Origin of the sequence: Mycobacterium sp., from assembly GCF_052144515.1 — a bacterium.
Lineage (GTDB): Bacteria > Actinomycetota > Actinomycetes > Mycobacteriales > Mycobacteriaceae > Mycobacterium.
Genome location: NZ_JBKQQD010000396.1, coordinates 1 through 15,374, shown reverse-complemented (window position 1 = coordinate 15,374; position 15,374 = coordinate 1). Strand labels below are relative to the sequence as shown.

17 protein-coding genes, 1 tRNA gene and 1 pseudogene are annotated in these 15,374 nt (G+C 65.1%); 8 read left to right on the top strand and 11 right to left on the bottom strand.

From position 1 onward, the window contains the following. The first annotated feature begins 548 nt into the window (after positions 1–548). A tRNA-Arg gene (locus tag ACLP9N_RS26315) sits at positions 549–620 on the top strand. A gap of 135 nt (positions 621–755) precedes the next feature. On the opposite strand, the gene ACLP9N_RS26310 is transcribed toward ACLP9N_RS26315, so the two are convergent. Further along, positions 756–1,640, bottom strand: coding sequence for a nucleotidyl transferase AbiEii/AbiGii toxin family protein (locus ACLP9N_RS26310; RefSeq protein WP_442410130.1), 885 nt, complete (start codon positions 1,638–1,640; stop codon positions 756–758). Between the two features lie 2 nt (positions 1,641–1,642). Continuing rightward, positions 1,643–2,557, bottom strand: coding sequence for a type IV toxin-antitoxin system AbiEi family antitoxin (locus tag ACLP9N_RS26305; protein WP_442410133.1), 915 nt, complete (start codon positions 2,555–2,557; stop codon positions 1,643–1,645). A gap of 601 nt (positions 2,558–3,158) precedes the next feature. Here ACLP9N_RS26305 and ACLP9N_RS26300 point away from each other — a divergent pair. Continuing rightward, positions 3,159–4,028, top strand: a complete 870-nt coding sequence (locus ACLP9N_RS26300) for an LLM class F420-dependent oxidoreductase (RefSeq protein ID WP_442410129.1) — start codon at positions 3,159–3,161, stop codon at positions 4,026–4,028. Between the two features lie 27 nt (positions 4,029–4,055). On the opposite strand, the gene ACLP9N_RS26295 is transcribed toward ACLP9N_RS26300, so the two are convergent. Both ACLP9N_RS26295 and ACLP9N_RS26290 read right to left on the bottom strand, forming a co-directional pair. Beyond that, positions 4,056–4,382 (bottom strand): DUF2710 family protein, encoded by a 327-nt coding sequence (locus ACLP9N_RS26295; protein WP_442410132.1) that lies wholly within the window; start codon positions 4,380–4,382, stop codon positions 4,056–4,058. Positions 4,383–4,448: 66 nt separating this feature from the next. Continuing rightward, on the bottom strand, positions 4,449–5,663 hold the full coding sequence (locus ACLP9N_RS26290; RefSeq protein WP_442410128.1) for a DUF5631 domain-containing protein: 1,215 nt from the start codon (positions 5,661–5,663) through the stop codon (positions 4,449–4,451). 101 nt (positions 5,664–5,764) lie between these two features. On the opposite strand from ACLP9N_RS26290, the gene ACLP9N_RS26285 reads away from it, so the two are divergent. Continuing rightward, positions 5,765–5,908 carry a hypothetical protein gene (locus tag ACLP9N_RS26285; protein ID WP_442410127.1) on the top strand — a complete coding sequence of 48 codons (144 nt, stop codon included), beginning with the start codon at positions 5,765–5,767 and terminating at the stop codon, positions 5,906–5,908. Positions 5,909–5,921: 13 nt separating this feature from the next. On the opposite strand, the gene ACLP9N_RS26280 is transcribed toward ACLP9N_RS26285, so the two are convergent. The 6 genes from ACLP9N_RS26280 to ACLP9N_RS26255 form a co-directional block, all read right to left on the bottom strand. After that, the gene (locus ACLP9N_RS26280) at positions 5,922–6,233 is read right to left on the bottom strand and encodes a DUF2694 family protein (RefSeq protein WP_442410126.1); all 312 of its coding nucleotides are present in this window, start codon (positions 6,231–6,233) and stop codon (positions 5,922–5,924) included. Then, a complete protein-coding gene (locus ACLP9N_RS26275; protein ID WP_442410125.1) occupies positions 6,230–6,547 on the bottom strand; it encodes an ESX-1 secretion-associated protein in 318 nt (105 codons plus the stop codon). Before ACLP9N_RS26275 ends, ACLP9N_RS26280 begins: the two co-directional genes overlap by 4 nt. A 14-nt stretch (positions 6,548–6,561) precedes the next feature. Further along, a complete protein-coding gene (locus ACLP9N_RS26270) occupies positions 6,562–8,022 on the bottom strand; it encodes a DUF4226 domain-containing protein (RefSeq protein WP_442410124.1) in 1,461 nt (486 codons plus the stop codon). A 101-nt stretch (positions 8,023–8,123) separates the two neighbouring features. Beyond that, on the bottom strand, positions 8,124–8,486 hold the full coding sequence (locus tag ACLP9N_RS26265) for a DUF4226 domain-containing protein (protein ID WP_442410123.1): 363 nt from the start codon (positions 8,484–8,486) through the stop codon (positions 8,124–8,126). A 24-nt stretch (positions 8,487–8,510) separates the two neighbouring features. Next, on the bottom strand, positions 8,511–9,347 hold the full coding sequence (locus ACLP9N_RS26260) for a C40 family peptidase (RefSeq protein WP_442410122.1): 837 nt from the start codon (positions 9,345–9,347) through the stop codon (positions 8,511–8,513). Continuing rightward, positions 9,347–10,126, bottom strand: a complete 780-nt coding sequence (locus tag ACLP9N_RS26255) for a helix-turn-helix domain-containing protein (protein ID WP_442410121.1) — start codon at positions 10,124–10,126, stop codon at positions 9,347–9,349. The genes ACLP9N_RS26260 and ACLP9N_RS26255 overlap by 1 nt, the downstream gene beginning before the upstream one ends. Positions 10,127–10,279: 153 nt before the next feature. On the opposite strand from ACLP9N_RS26255, the gene ACLP9N_RS26250 reads away from it, so the two are divergent. The 5 genes and pseudogenes from ACLP9N_RS26250 to ACLP9N_RS26230 all read left to right on the top strand — a co-directional run bounded on the left by ACLP9N_RS26250 (position 10,280) and on the right by ACLP9N_RS26230 (position 14,708). After that, complete coding sequence (locus tag ACLP9N_RS26250; protein WP_442410131.1) at positions 10,280–10,696, top strand: WhiB family transcriptional regulator; 417 nt, start codon at positions 10,280–10,282, stop codon at positions 10,694–10,696. Between the two features lie 66 nt (positions 10,697–10,762). Further along, positions 10,763–11,722, top strand: a pseudogene (locus ACLP9N_RS26245) (acyl-CoA dehydrogenase family protein). A 22-nt stretch (positions 11,723–11,744) separates the two neighbouring features. Next, positions 11,745–12,737 (top strand): pirin family protein, encoded by a 993-nt coding sequence (locus tag ACLP9N_RS26240; protein ID WP_442410120.1) that lies wholly within the window; start codon positions 11,745–11,747, stop codon positions 12,735–12,737. Then, positions 12,724–13,065, top strand: a complete 342-nt coding sequence (locus ACLP9N_RS26235) for a GNAT family N-acetyltransferase (protein WP_442410119.1) — start codon at positions 12,724–12,726, stop codon at positions 13,063–13,065. Before ACLP9N_RS26240 ends, ACLP9N_RS26235 begins: the two co-directional genes overlap by 14 nt. Positions 13,066–13,337: 272 nt before the next feature. After that, the gene (locus tag ACLP9N_RS26230; protein ID WP_442410118.1) at positions 13,338–14,708 is read left to right on the top strand and encodes a PPE family protein, SVP subgroup; all 1,371 of its coding nucleotides are present in this window, start codon (positions 13,338–13,340) and stop codon (positions 14,706–14,708) included. A 412-nt stretch (positions 14,709–15,120) separates the two neighbouring features. Here ACLP9N_RS26230 and ACLP9N_RS26225 read toward each other — a convergent pair. Continuing rightward, positions 15,121–15,374, bottom strand: a 254-nt coding sequence (locus tag ACLP9N_RS26225; RefSeq protein ID WP_442410117.1) for a hypothetical protein, incomplete at its 5' end; no start/stop codon positions are given.

The following is a 15,374-nucleotide window of genomic DNA, read 5'->3' as shown; positions in this document are numbered from 1 at the left end:
GAGCTGACGACAGTTCTGACGACAACGATGACGACAGTCGGGCTTCCATACACCCTCAACTACGCGACAGTCGAACTCGCGTCGTGCCCAGTCATGCCGTCCGCCCGTGCCTACGGATCAGAAGGTTTGGGGTTCGGATCCCTTCGGGCGCGGCCTACCGTGGGCGTTAACCGCCCGGTATCCGGAATTCGACTCGATCCGCCGGCTTGTGAACGAATTTGTGAACGAAACGCGATGCAATGGCCGAGACGGTGAGGAACGCAACGTGACGGCTTCGACAGGTGCGCCATTGTGACCTGCAACTATGAGACTGACCGAAGCGGGGGAGACGGCGACCGGCTAGCTCCTAACCCAGAGGTCGCGATCGCGCGCCGTATCCCCCGTCGCGCTCTGATCACAGGTCAACGCTCAGGACCGCAATCTCGCGTATCCTCTGTAACGGTAATCGACGTTGTCACGGACTTGTCACAACTCGCGTGAAACATCTCGCGTCAGCACGGGACATCGTGAGAGGGTTTGCGCAGGTGAGATGGGGTTGCCTGGACATGGCGAGATACCCCGAGATAGGCCGTTTCTGACTACGGATCAGAAGGTTGGGAGTTCGAATCTCTTCGGGCGCGCACAGGTCAGAGGCCATTCGTGCTATCTGAGGATGGCGTTGTTGCGATTTTGACGACGGTTTTGACGACAGTAGACAGCGCGGCAACCGGTGTGCGGTTCCGGTACTGCGCGCGCGCCCAGTAGGCGCGGCAAGATCAACCGCGCAGCGCGGAGAGCGCGTCTTGCACTTCCGATCGGTGACGTTCGTTGCAGGAGGCCCACCGCTGTTCGTTCACGTCGAGGTCGTTGAGGAAAGCGAACCTACGTCGGACCCGGGCTTCCCAGTCCGGGATGTCGACGGGCCTGGTCAACGCCCCAATCGAGTCGGGCTCGAAGTCTTGTTCACGACGGACAGTGAGGATGTCTTCTGGCCGAAGGGGCGGGTTGCCACGTCGATCGTCGATCACGTCAGCCCACACCTTGAGTACCCATAAGCGCCGCACGAGAGGTTCGTCGAAAGAGCAAGTCGCGAAGTGGTTCAAGTCGTAGAGATCTCGTGCGAAAGCGACGCGTCGGTATCGCGCGAGTTTTTCTGCGCAAGCTTCCGCTTCAGCGACCACTGGCAGTGTGGGCAAGGGAAAGCCGTAGGCCCTATGGATCGGCAATGGCACGAAAGGGAGCGGCTCCGGCGGTAGAGCCAATGGGCGCCGCGCGAATTCGACACTGGCTGCAATCCGGGGCTCACCCAATTCAGCATGACTCACCGTCAGCCCCCAATGACGTCCATCGCCCCTGGTGCTCACGATGCCAAATTCAAAGCCACCGACGCGTGCTCCGTCGATAAGCCCGCAAACCTCGAGCACTACGTCGTCGTCGGGCGCGCTGAAGTCTAAGTCGGTTGAGAATCGGCCAGCGTTGCCTAACCGACACTTCCGCAAGCTAGTGCCACCCTTAAACACCAGGCGACCGTCACCGAAATTCACCGCTTGGGCTAGGAGGAAAAGCAGGTGATCTTGGGCGACGTCGAGCAACGCTGCATCATATATATCGGCTCGCCCGGTCGCGTGACGTGCGACTAGGGCGCGGGTAAGGCCGGCCACGGTCAGGCCTTACCAACAACGGACAACAACGGTGCGACGAGATCATCGACGAGCTGGTATTCCGGAACCCACACGCCCTTAGTGCCGCGACTCGCGTGAATGTGCGGATGAGTGAATTGAACGACGGACGTCATCTTCATCTGATTTTTCGCGAGCAGCGCCGCGCCGCGTTCAGGGTCACCCGCCACGGCGATCAGGTAGCTGGCACGTTGCCATGTCGACATCGACTGCCCCGAAAGAAGTGGCAGCAGGCGGTCATCGACGCAATCATCAGCTAGCACATCTAGGTGCGAGACGATGTCTGCCCATGGCCCGAATGATGAGGGGCGCGCGGCGAGTTGCACAAGCAGGGCCTCCGGGCCAAACGCGGGTAGTCCTGTTGCCCACGAGACGATATCGAGCCGCCGTCTGAGGAGTAGCGCCGTGCTAGGGGCCAGCTGGGCGGTGTCCTGGATATTCCAGGAGATTTTTACAACGGACACGTATTTGCGCATGCCGTCTGGAAGCCGCTTTTCGGCCGGAAGCCACACTGAAACGCGACCCTGAGGTTGCCGATCGAGGTACCCGAGATGCCATGCAGCGGCGGCACCGGCCAGCATGCAGCCTGCGTCGTGGTCACGCGCCAGCCATGCACGGACCGGAAGATACGGGTCGGACACGGCAGCCTCTCCGGGCGGGATAAATGCCCAAGTTCCGTGCGCCGGCAGGCCGACCAGCCAGCCCAGGCGGCGTAGTTCGCGTATTGCCGAATCGACATCGCGCTCACTATCGGCTTCCGCTAGCCGTAGGGCGAGATCTTCGGTGGTCACGACGATCGGTCGATCGCGAGCAAGCCCGGCAATCACCGCCGAGGCCCACCTTGGGATGCGTCGGTCAGCACCGACGGGGCTGGTTGCAGCGTGCGCACTTAGATTCATGGCGGATATAGTACTGTATATAACCATATCCCGCATCATACCTAAGTAAATACTTAAGTTTAATGCGGTATGTGAGCGTTGGCAGTCCTTAATCCGCCACAAACCTAAGTGGGCCTTGCATCCACGCTCACCCTCACTGTGCCGGGCTCAGCAGCGAATTGCTAGGTCCGGTGTAGCTTCGAAACTGTTGACCGGACATCGTGTCTAAGGTGCAACGCCGAGCGCACCCGGTGTAGATGGGCCATTCCGGCGATGACGGGCGGATTGGATGCCCCGAGAGTGACACGATAGTGACACAACTCGCGCGAAACTCACCGCTCAGACGCCCCCGAACGGCAACCGACTTGTATGGACGGTTATAGACGAATCACCGCAGTTCAGAGGGCAATTCGCGCCCACCGTGGTCGCACTCGGCAGACAGTGGCAAACCATCGCAGACGGGTCGAATCCGCCTACGGACCAGAAGGTTGGGAGTTCGAATCTCTTCGGGTGCGCGGTTCAGAGGCCCTTCACCGACCCTTTACCAGGTTTGCCTGAAAGGGCCTTTCTGCGGGTTTGATTGCGCGGGAAGCAATTGCGGTGCGGCACGGTTGTGCCGGGCATGCGCATCGGAGTTGTGTTCCCGCAAACCGAGCTCGGGGGAGACCCCGCCGTCGTCCGCGCGTACGCCCAGGGCGTGGAAGGACTCGGGTTCACCCACATCCTCGCCTACGACCACGTCGTGGGCGCTGACACGACTCTGCACCAGGGCTGGCAGGGCCCCTACGACATCGATTCAACGTTTCATGAGCCGTTCGTCATGTTCGGCTACCTGGCGGCGGTCACCGCCCTGGAACTCGTCACCGGCATCATCATCCTGCCGCAGCGACAGTCGGTGTTGGTGGCCAAGCAGGCCGCCGAGGTCGATCTGCTCACCGGGGGGCGGTTCCGGCTCGGTATCGGGCTGGGCTGGAACGCCGTCGAGTACGAGGCGCTCGGCGAGGATTTCACCAACCGCGGCAGACGCTCCGAGGAGCAGGTCGAGGTCATGCGCATGTTGTGGACCGAACGGTCGGTCACCTTCAACGGGAAATACCACACGGTGACCGCCGCGGGCCTGGCCCCGCTGCCGAATCAGCGGCCGATCCCGGTGTGGTTCGGCGCGGCCTCAGAGCGCGCCTACGAACGCGCCGGACGGCTCGGCGACGGCTGGTTTCCGATGATGGAACCCGGACCGGGCCTGGACCACGCGACTGCACAGGTGAAGCACGCCGCGGCCGCCGCGGGCCGCGACGCCGACAGCCTCGGAATGGAAGGCCGGGTCAGTTGGACCGGCGACCGCGACAAGGCCGCGGCCCAGATCGCCGCCTGGACAGCTGCCGGGGCCACGCACCTGTCGGTGAACACCATGAACGCCGGGCTGGCGACTGTCGACGACCACCTAGCCGTTTTGGAAGCCGTATCGGAGCGGGTCGCCACGGACCTGAAGTAGCGCCGATCTGCCGTATCGGCACCAGCGTCACTGCAGTTGTCCGCCGTACCTTGCCTGGTTCTCGGCCTCGGCCTCTTCGCGCAGCGCCGCGATCGCGAGGTTCAAGCGGTCAGTCAACTCGCCATGGGCGTAGCCGCTCACGCCCGGATGTAACGTCAACTGGAGCAACCTGCCGTCGGAATTTGCGACGGCCTGAATGTCGCCGAGATCCACGCTGTACGTGACGGTTTCGGCCTGCGCGACAAGGGCTTCCCACTTGTCCGCGGCCTCGCTCAGTTCCCGCAGAACCGATTCGACGAGAGCTCGGTCTTTCAGGTCGCTCCGCTCGCTGCGACTGTCCGACCCCGACACGATGCCAGTATGTCGACCGCTCTAACCAGCGTCAATTCATAATTTGGCGCATGTCTTAGGCCGGCAGCCTTAGGGATTCGCGGCCCATCCGCTGGCCGGCGGCGCGTCGAGTTTCTGGAACCATGAGAAGTGATAGTTCGCCGATACCAAGTCTCCGGTGACGATGCCTTCGGTGGCGGCCATCAGCAGACAGTTGAGCAGGAGCCCGGGATCGACGTCCGGATACTGGTCCAGCAGCCGGTAACGCGCCGTATCGAGGTGCACCCGCAGCAGGTCGACTTCGTCGTCTACGACGCCGGTGGCCGCGGCCTTAGCCAACGTATGCACTATGCGCGGCACTCCGTCGCGCCAGTGCGTGGCTTGGATCAACTGCCATCCCAGGTCATCGACGGCTGGCAATTCGCGCGGCTGCACCGAGGGCTGTGTCGCGGCGAAGTCAATCGACCAGCCCAAGGGATCGCCGGGACTATAGGTCGCGGCGCGCGGCGCGTCGCCGATCAGTGCGGAAGCCCGGCCAGTGCGTCGCCCGGGCTCCAACAGCCGCACGCCGGCCGGCAGCTTGATTCCCGCGGGCACCCACCCGTGGGCGAGGTCGGTGACCAATACCGTCGTGCCGTCCTCGTAATCGCCGGCCGCCCAGTTCAGCCTCGGTTCTTGACGGGCCACAAACGCGACGAGCCGCCGTAATCGTTCCGCGCCGGATTCCACTGGCGCGGTAGCCTGCGGCGCTTTCGGCGGCTCCGGGGTTTCCGCTCGCTCAGCCATCGCGGGCCCGGATTGGTCTTCGCGCTCGACCGGCACCACCTCGCGGTCCTCGACGATCTCCGGCACTTCCACCACCCTGAGGGCGGGGATCACTTGTGTCTTATCGATATCCGTTGCTGCGGCGAATTCCCTGACGGCATGCCGCGGGGGTTGCACCCGGCCGCCGGCCGTCGCGGTGCGCAGCTGACGAACCGTCGACTCGACTCGCCCCTCGGCACGGCCTCGGGCCTCGTTGATGACTCGTGCCTCTTCCTCCTGACGGGCCAAATCAGCCATTCCCGCTCGCCTGATGATCCTCAGCTCGTCGTTGGCGCTACTTGCAATCCGCCGCAGGTCGGCATTGAGATACTCTGCCAGCGTGGCGGTTTCGGCGCTGGCCGTCGAGAGCTCGGCGGGCCAGAGCCCACCTATCACCCAAGGGGTGCAATCGACAGGAGAACTGAAGGTGGGAATCGTGAGGGATTCCCTTGTCGCTCTCCGGAGGCGCTGGCGCGCCGCTTTTCGACCGAAGATCGCCACTGGGTAAGCCTACCGGCAACGGCCACTGGCTTTTACCGCCCCGGGCGGCCCAGGTCAGGCGGTGAATTGTGCGGCCGCCCCGGCCTGGGTAGCGTGGGGACATGGCTGATTCTGCGCTGCAGCAGCAACTCGACGAGGTGCGTGCGTTGCTGCGCCGCGCGCGAGAGTTGTTCGGCGCCAATCCCATCGAGCCGCCAGTCGATATCGCACCCAACCCCGATACCGCCAAGCCCTGGCTGCTTTAGGCTTTCGGCCCGGTCAATCCACCTTATTGCGGCGGCGCAGTTGATGCGCCAGCAGTTTTTCGATTGCCGCGTCGAGATCGTGGGCGGTCGGAACCTCCCCGGACGGGGTGTGGCCGGCGGCCACGATCTCGTTGCGCACTTCCAGCAACGCCTTGAGGCATGACACATCGGCGGTCAACAGGATGGCCTGCGCCAAGTTGGCGGCGTCGGTGTCCATCGCCTCAGCGCTCAGGGCGACGCTGTGCATATATCCGCCGCGACAGGAGCGGACCAGGATATGTCCGCTCGGGTGAACCGTGTCAAAGGCGGGATTGGCGTCAGTCATCGACCGCCGTCAATGATGCCGCCGAAATCTTGTGCCGCCTGTTCCTCGTGCTGGTCCCACTTCGTCGCCGACATCCTGAGGTTGTGTGCCATGTCAGCGTGGTTATCGGCTTGTTGCTCGTAGCACTGCCGTCGCAGTTCCAGCAGTTGGCGGCCGGCCTCACGCAGCTCACCGAAGATCGGCCCGAGTGAGTCCAGACTCTCCTGGATCGCGGGGTGCGATGATGGCACGGTCCGCAAGTAGTCGGAGGTCTGCTCGTGATGGACAGCGGCTTCACGCAACTGCGCGGGCACCACATGGATTCGATCTGCCATCCGCTGTCTCCTATTCAGTCGCCGGTGGGCGACGTTGCCGCCGGCCGGGTTGGGGTCGGTGGGTCGGTCCTGGCCGGCGCGGTTGCGGTCGCCGGCCCTTGCGTTACAGGCGGGTGCTCCCAGCCTAGAAAGCTCGGCCCGCTCACGGTCGCGATGTGCTGAATCTGGCCGTCGAGCAGCGCTTTACCGTGCCCGAGAGCGAGGGCGTGACGGTCGCTGAGGATACCGATATCTCCCGGAATGACCCGCAGCGGATCGATGGGATCGGTGACCGCCGTCCCCGGCGGGGGAATGGTAATGCCCTGCTGGTGGAAGGCCTGGGCGATCGGCGTTCCGCCGACCGCGGCCTTGATCGCCGCCGCCAGCTGTGGGCTCCCGGCCGTCACCGTCTCGCCGTCGGGCAAGGTGACCACTGTCGGGCCCGTCGAGCCCGTGGGACCCGTCGGTGGCGATTCGGGCTTTTCGCCCGACGATTCGACTGCTTCGGCGTCTTTGTGGTCGCCCGCTTCGTCGGCGTCCGCCGGGTCGGGCTCGGCGCGGTCAAAAAGTCTGGAAAGGGGCAGCCCGCCTTCGCTATTCCAGCCGGGAGCGGAGCCCGGTCCTGAAAACCCTGAAAACCCGCCCGGCAGCGATCCCCCGCCAAGACTGGGAATGCTGGGGATCATCGGCGCCATCGGCATTGCCGGTGGCGGGGGAGCCGCAGCGCTCGGATCCTGCGCGGGTAAGCCGTCGGCCAGCAGGCCGGGGTCGTCGAGCAGCGAATCGAGATACGGATCCGCTGCGGCGTCAGGCGATGCCGCTTGTTGGCTGGGGCCCGCCGCGGGTGGATTGTCGGGGGTGGCCGGTGCGGGTCGCCGGCGACCGGGAACGGCCGGTTCGTTTTTCGAGGCGTCGTACAGCGATGTCCATGCGGCCATCAGCGTTGACTTCGAGGTGTCATCGAGGCTGGCGTTGGCGACCACCGCTCGGATGTCCCTGAGCTTGCTGATGAGGAACCGCTGGAAGTCGCGCGCTCCGGCCGGGGTGTCCAGATCTGAGCGCGTCCGAACCGCGACTTCGGTCTCTTGCTGCAGCTTGCTCAATGCCTCGCTACCCTCGACCGTCTTCAAGTGGGCATTCAGGATCGCCGAAATAACTTGCAGGTCGAGTTGAGAACTGGCTGAATTCTGGTGCGCCAGAGCAGCTTCGGCGTCTGCAATAGCCTTGGCGGCCTCGCCCTGCTGCGGCTCGTGAGACGCCGGAGGTGTGTCTGATGGGAACGGCGGTACGCGCGGATCGCCCGCCGCCACCCCGAATACGTCCGGGTGCTGCTGGCGAATCCTGCTGCGAATCGCGTCGAGCTGTTCGGGACGTGTCGTGGGGGTGACCACGGCGACCACCTCATTCGGCGTCAGCCCGGTCTGCCATGCGTTCGGGTCGCCTGTGCGATCCCGAATCTGTTTGACCACGGCGAGAACGTCCCGATAGGTCGTCATTGGTCTAGGACCGCTCCATGCCGGGTGAGAGTAGTGCGGCATGGTGCCGCCGACAATTCACCTCGTGGCGGCTGTGAGCGAAGAGCCCACGTGGAGTCGCGCTAGCCCGGCGGGAGTGTGTATTGTGCCCGCAAGCTCTGCAGCACAGCACTTTTGGCGCGGTCGAGTTCGTGCGCATGCGCCACTACCGCCGCGATCTCCCGTTGTTTGGCAACCAGAAACTTCTGAAATTCGCGCGCGCCCATCGGGGTGTCGACGGCGGGGTTGGCCTGGCCCGACGCTACGCGGTCGATTTCGGCGGCGATCGCATCGAGTCGGCTGATGCTCTCGCGCATCACGGCATGAGCGTCGGCAAGCGCCTCGGCCAGCACTCGGTCGGCGTCGGCAACCGTACCGTGCAAGGTTGCCATCGCTGCCTGCCGCGCCTGGATGGCGGCCAGCGAGGATTGTTCTTGCTCCGGCATGGGTTCAACCTCCTCAGAGCGGCCTCAGAGCGGCCTACGTATCTGCACGTTGCTGCCCAGCGGACTGATCCGCACCGATGCACCCGAGTAGGGCGCTTCGACGACCAGGTTGTTGCCGATGGCCAGCTGCACGTGTCCGGCATGTGGGAAGACGAGATCGCCCGGCCTGACCTGCGATCGCGGGACCGGGATCCCGTCGTTGATCTGCTGATAAGTAGTGCGGTCCAGGTGAAGACCCGCCTGCGCGTAAGACCACTGGACCAGCCCCGAACAGTCGAACTGGTCCGGACCGGTTGCGCCCCAGACATAAGGACGACCCAAGCGCGACAACGCGGCGCGCACCGCGACTCCGGCGCGGCCGTCCGCTGATGGCAGTCCGGCGAAACCGGGGGCATGATGGTGCAACATCCGGTATCGCAGCGCGCGCAGCGCCGTCAGGTGTCGCCGGCCCCGGCGGCGGGCCGCCAACACATGCGCTCGTTGGGCGCGCAGTCGCGCCGCGCGACGGCGCATCGCCTCGCGCTGGGCCATTGGGCTGGCCGGCATGGCCTGGGTAGCCATGTCGTCGGCACGGGCTTGGTCAAGGACGCTCTTGGTCAGCTGGCGCGCCTGAGCGTGATCGCGTTGGGCACCGGCGATGACGGCCTCGGTCGCCGCGTCTGTCCGCGCGGCCGACGCCAGCGCGTCGCGGCTGCGGCGTGCCGCGAGCTGATAACGATCATGTCCCGCACCGCTATTCAGTCCGGCGACCCGCTCCAGCTGGCTCCGGTCGTGGCTTGTGCCCGCGTCCAGCGCAACCTGACGACTGCTGCCGACGAACATTTGATGAGCGCGGCTGAGCGCTTCGACTTCGCTTGGCATCACTCGCTGCCCTCCTGGCTGGTCGAGCTACGGCTCGCCGACTCGACCGTTTCGGTGAAGGCGCGGACACGCGGGAGCGCTCCGGCGGGGATGACGCCGCGGTTGCGGATGTCCCACACCTCGTCGCTGCTGACGCCGAGCAATGCCGCAATGATCGGTTCCGGCAACGACGATTGCGCGCATGCGCCGTCGAATCGAGCGCTCAGGCTGGTAGGCATCCGCTTCAGCAGGTCGGCGCGCGTCTCCTCCAGTTCCGTGAGGTGCTCCATCAACCGGGCTGTCGAGTCCGCGCCGGCGTTGACCGCCACCCGCCAGGAACTGGCCGCCAGCATCTCCGCCTTCACGCACTGCGCGATCACAGACAGAATATACGTCTCATATTCGTTTGATGTCGTCGCAGGCAGCCGATCGATGACGGATTTGATGGCATCGAGCTGCGCTTCGGCGTAGCCCTCGAGGACTTCCGTGTCGCTGCGGCGGTCGACCACGACCGCCGCCGCACGTCGTGGGGTCATCGCCTGCGGTGTCTGCGCGGCCATCAGCCGGGCCAACTCGGCGTCGGGATCAGCAGCAACCAAGAGCCGCGAGTAGGTGCCCGGCGGCAGGCCAACCCCATTCTCAACCTTCTGAACTGTACCTTTGTGCGGTTTACGGGCGCCGCGCTCCAGATAGCTGAGTCCCATGATGCTGACGCCGGTGGCGGCCGCAAGGTCTGCCAGCGACCAGTCGCGGGACTCGCGCAGCGCCCGGATAGCCGCGCCGGCCGACTCACGGCTCATCGCACGCTCCGGCCATAGCCGGATATTACACAGCCACCGGGCCCAGCCTGTGGATATACGTTTTTATCACGTTTCACTTGCGGAGGGCGCTAGTTTTTGTATACGCTTTTGCCTACGTTTTACCTCGGAGAAGGAGGCATTGACATGTTCGCCATGGGACACCCCTGCACAACCAACCCGGAACTATGGTTCGGTTACCCCGACGACGACAGTGGTGACGGCGCGGCGAAGGCGCGCGCATACGAGCGGTCGGCCACCGAGGCGCGGATCCAGTGCCTGCGCCGCTGCCCGCTGGCCCAGCAGCGGCAGTGCGCCCAGCGCGCCATCAAGCACCGCGAAGAGTACGGCGTCTGGGCCGGCATCAAACTTCCCGGCGGCCAATACCGCAAGCGCGCACAGCTCGCCCAGGCCCACGAGATTCTGCGCCGCATCGCAGCCGGCGAAATCAACTCCAGGCAGCTCCCCGAGAACGCGGCCCTATTGGCGCGCAGTGGACACGAGACGGTTCCGGTGACGGCACTGGTGCTGCACCTGCCTGCCTCGCGGATTGGTCCACGTCCGGCGGCATAAACAGCGCATCGACTGACCGGCAGCGATATACAGTTTGCTGCCGCAGCCGACGGGGTAGGCGTTGGCATGACGTTCGACCTGACACCGACCGCAGCGCAGCACGACCTGGCCCGGCGCGCGCACGAGTTCGCCGAATCTGTGATACGTCCGGTTGCTGCACTATGACCAGCGGCAGGAGTTCCCCTCGCCGGTGCTGGAGGAGGCCGCCCAGCGTGGCTTCTACAGCCCGTTGTTCTATCGCGACTTGATCGGTGACCCCACAGGATTGTCCCTGCCGATGTTCATGGAGGAACTGTTCTGGGGCTGCGCCGGAATCGGCCTGGCGATCGTCATGCCGGCACTGGCGCTGTCGGCGATCGGTCAGGCCGCGTCGCCGGAGCAGATGTTGCAGTGGGCACCCGAATGTTTCGGAACGCCAGGCGATCTCAAACTCGCGGCGCTGGCGATTTCCGAACCCGAAGGCGGCAGTGACATGCGCAATCTGCGCACCCGCGCCCGCCGCGACGGCTCGGGAAATGGGGACTGGATCATCAACGGCCCAGGGCATCGCATTCCCGCTGGCGGACTTGGCAACTCAGATCGACGCTGCCCGCCTGCTGACCTGGCGTGCCTCCTGGATGGCCGCCAGCGGGGTCCCATTCGAGCGCGGCGAGGGCTCCATGTCGAAGCTCGCCGCCAGCGAGGTTGCCGTCAAGGCCACCGAGCGCGCGATCCAGACGATGGGCGGCTGGGGCTACATCACCGATCACCCAGTCGAGAAGTGGTATCGAGATGTCAAGCTGTACACCATCTTTGAGGGCACCAGCGAAATCCAGCGGATGGTCATCTCGAATGCGCTGGGCGCCGCTGTGGGCCACCCCGCCGCTGCATATGGTGATCGAGCCGTCCGGGGGACCCCTGAATCGGGTGTTTGGTCGCGGCGCCCCGCTGCGATCCCGCGTGGCAGATGCCGCGTTGTCGGTGCAGGATCAGATCCCCGAACCGATCATGCGAGTCGCCATGAAGGTGCTGCGCCCGCCCAGGTGAATTCCAGAGGTACTGTCGCGACGTGAGCAACCTCGAGACCGCGCCGGCCGAAGCCGCCTGCGGCGTTTCGCGGGTCTCGGGCGCTTTGCCCATGGTGCAGGTCCTCCATCCACGCGCGGTTCCATTGGGTGGACCGCGGGCGATGCGGGTCCAGCGGACGCTGCCGCAACGGCAACGCTCGCTGATCGGTGCGTGGTGCTTCATCGACCACTACTGCCCTGTGTCCGCGCGGATGGACGTCCCGCCGCACCCACACACGGGATTGCAAACGGTCAGTTGGTTGTTCGGTGGGGCAGTGGAGCATCGCGACAGCGCCGGCGTGCATGCCCTGGTCCAGCCCGGCGAGCTGAATCTGATGACGGCCGGCGCGGGTATTTGTCATTCCGAGGTGTCGGTCGAGTCAGCCGCCGTGCTGCACGGTGTGCAGCTCTGGGTCGCCCTACCTGACTCCGATCGCGACACCGGACGCGACTTCGCCCACTATGTGCCCTCACCCACGTCGCTCCCGGGTGCGGTGGCTCGGGTATTTCTCGGCGAGCTGGCCGGCAGCCGTTCGCCGGTTCACACCTTTACTCCACTGCTCGGCGCCCAGATCGATCTCGACGCGAACGCCCGGCTGGACATCGAGGTCAACCCCGCATTCGAACACGGTGTCCTGTGCGACTCCGGCCCCGTAGAGGTAGGCGGAACCATCCTCGCCGCCAGCGACCTGGGGTACCAAAGCCCCGGAAGTCGCGCACTGCACTTGCGCAATCTTTCAGACCGGCCGGCACGCGTCGTGCTGTTGGGCGGCACGCCCTTCGCCGAAGAGCTGGTGATGTGGTGGAACTTCGTCGGGCGCAGCCACGACGACATCGTCAGCTACCGCCAACTATGGGAGGACGCCGACGAGCGCTTCGGTGCCGTCCAGGGGTATCAAGGTTCGGTCACGCGGCTGCCCGCCCCGCCACTGCCTACCACCCAGCTGCGGCCTCGACCGCCAGCGCAACGAAGGAAGACACATGACTGCAGATAAGACCGGCGCGCAAACCACGGTCAGCACGCAGGACGGCAAGTACACCATTGCCGTTGAGGGAGAAACCGTCGGTTTCGCCGATTTCGCCGATCGCGGCGATGAGCGGGTTTTCTATCACACCGTGATCGACCCCGCATTCGGCGGACGCGGCCTGGCGACCATCCTCGTCGAGCACGCTCTCGACGCGGCTCGCGCTGACGGCAAGCGCATCGTCCCGGTGTGCTCGATGGTCGCCAACGTGATTGAGAGGCATCCCGAGTTCGCCGAGCTCACCGATCCCGTCACCGCCGAGATTCGGCGCTGGGTACAGACGCAGCCGAGCAAATAGGCCACCGGCGCAGCGGGGGTTGCTTCGCGCGAAACAACACGGACACGTTTTTGCTGGTATTTCGCTGCTAGGCGATGCGCGGCTCCTACGCTTCGAAGATGTCCGACGGGTTTCGACGATGTCCACCCGGGCAATTCTGGCCTCCACCGACGAGACCTCGGCAACGACGGCATCACCGCTGTCGTGATCAGCTTGGGTGCTGGCGCCGCCTCGCACGCCGTCACCGAGCCGCCGATGCCTTGGCGGCGGGCTAATCGATCGGAGGAAACGACATGGATTTCGCACTACTGCCGCCGGAGGTCAACTCCGCCCGCATGTATGCCGGTCCTGGATCGGGACCGATGATGGCCGCCGCGTCGGCGTGGGACGCGCTGGCTGCCGAGCTGCAATCGACGGCGAGCTCGTATCAGTCGGCCATCGCGGGACTGATCGCCGGACCCTGGCTGGGCCCGTCGGCGGCGACGATGGCTGCCGCGGCCGCCCCGTATGTGGCCTGGATGAGAACCACTGCCGCGCAGGCTGAGCAGACGGCAAACCAGGCCACAGTGGCGGCCGCCGCCTACGATGCGGCGTTCGCCGAAACGGTGCCGCCGCCGGTGGTCGCGGCCAACCGCAGCCTCTTGATGGCCCTGGTGGCGACCAACTTGTTTGGGCAGAACACCCCGGCGATAGCGGCTACCGAGACGCAGTACGCCGAGATGTGGGCCCAAGACACCGCTGCTATGTACAGCTATGCCGGCGCGTCGGCGTCGGCGACATCGCTGACGCCATTCAGTTCGCCCCCGACGAGCACCAACTCGAGCGGGCAAGCGAACCAAGCGGCCGCGGCGGCCCAAGCCGGCGCCACCCCCGCAGGCAACGTACAGAGCGCGATCTCTTCGGCGCAGCAAGCGCTCTCTGCAGTACCCAGCGCGCTGAGCAACGCTGCGTCCCCGGCTGCGGCCGATCCGTCGCTGTTGAACCTGTTGGACCTGGCCAGCGATCTAATTGCGATTTTTCTCGACGCACCAAGCAGCGTGGCCGGACTCGGTATTGACGCACCATTGACGTCCGTGTCTTTTCCCTTCGACGTTGTCGGCGCCTTGACCGGTTTCCACACGGATGACATCGTCAGCGGCTGGGCCGGAGTCCAGCCCTGGCCGGGCACGGCGCCGGTTCCCCCAACGCCGTTCCCGGTGATCACGAACCTGGGCTCGCCGGTTTCGGCGGCCATGGGCGAGGCGAACACGATCGGCAGGATGTCGGTGCCGACGGCCTGGGCTTCGGCCGCCCCGGAGATACGCCTAAGCGCGGTGGCATTACCGGCCACCAGCCTCGGCTCCGCCGCAGAAGCTTCCGCGGGTAGCGCAGGAAGCGTGTTCAGTCAGATGGCCCTCGCGGGCATGGCCGGGCGCGCAATGGCCGGCACTGCCGGTACGGGTGGGACCGGCCGCCGGGAGCGGATCGGGGAACGGGTCGGGGCGCCGATCCAAAAGCCGGCTGAAGCGCCGCAGCCCGAACCACCCGCACCGCCGAAAACTCCGCCAGGCGGCCCCATCACGGGTATCGCTGCCGAGCTACGTGAACTGGCCTCCCTGCGCGACTCGGGAATCCTCACCGACGAGGAATTCACCGAGCAGAAACGGCGCCTTCTTCCCCAGTGAATCCGTCGAGTAAGCGCAATCCGGTTGTGCCGCCGGGTCCTCGGCAGCCACCACATCAACTCCGGCCGAAACTACTGGCGCAATCAAATAAAGATCCCCGGCCGATGGCCGGGGAAGTCTGTAACACATCACATTGGTGGGCGAAGGGGGACTTGAACCCCAGCCTTTACCTGCGGAAATATGGTTTGCCCTGCAGGTTCGCTCCGTATCGTTCCAATTCAGTCCCGCTCGTTACCTGCGGTTTCGTTCCCGGGTCTTGACGGCGTCAAGAGTCATCGCTCCTTTCCCGATCAGGAGTGTGCAGCATGCGTGAGCATCAAATCGGCATAGCGCTCTATTGCGCTTTGGGAACTGGTTGCCGATCAGGGGCCGAATTTCGCCGCTGTCTGCGGGTGGCCACAATTCCCCGTTCTCATGAGGACCACCCTCGACCACCTATCCACAGCGGCGGCTCCTGGCCGTTGTACATGCTCTTGGGCCGCCATCGCTGTCTGCGCAACAGTCGACCGGCGTGGTGCTCGGCCACGTCCTTCAGGTACTCGACGTCGTCGCTGGTCCACGGGTGCTGGCCGGTCCCGTCCAACCACCACCTCGGTTGGCCGTCCTGCTCGTAGCGGGTTATCCGGTAACGCCAGGCGACGTGCCTACCCTTGGCGTCAACCTGCC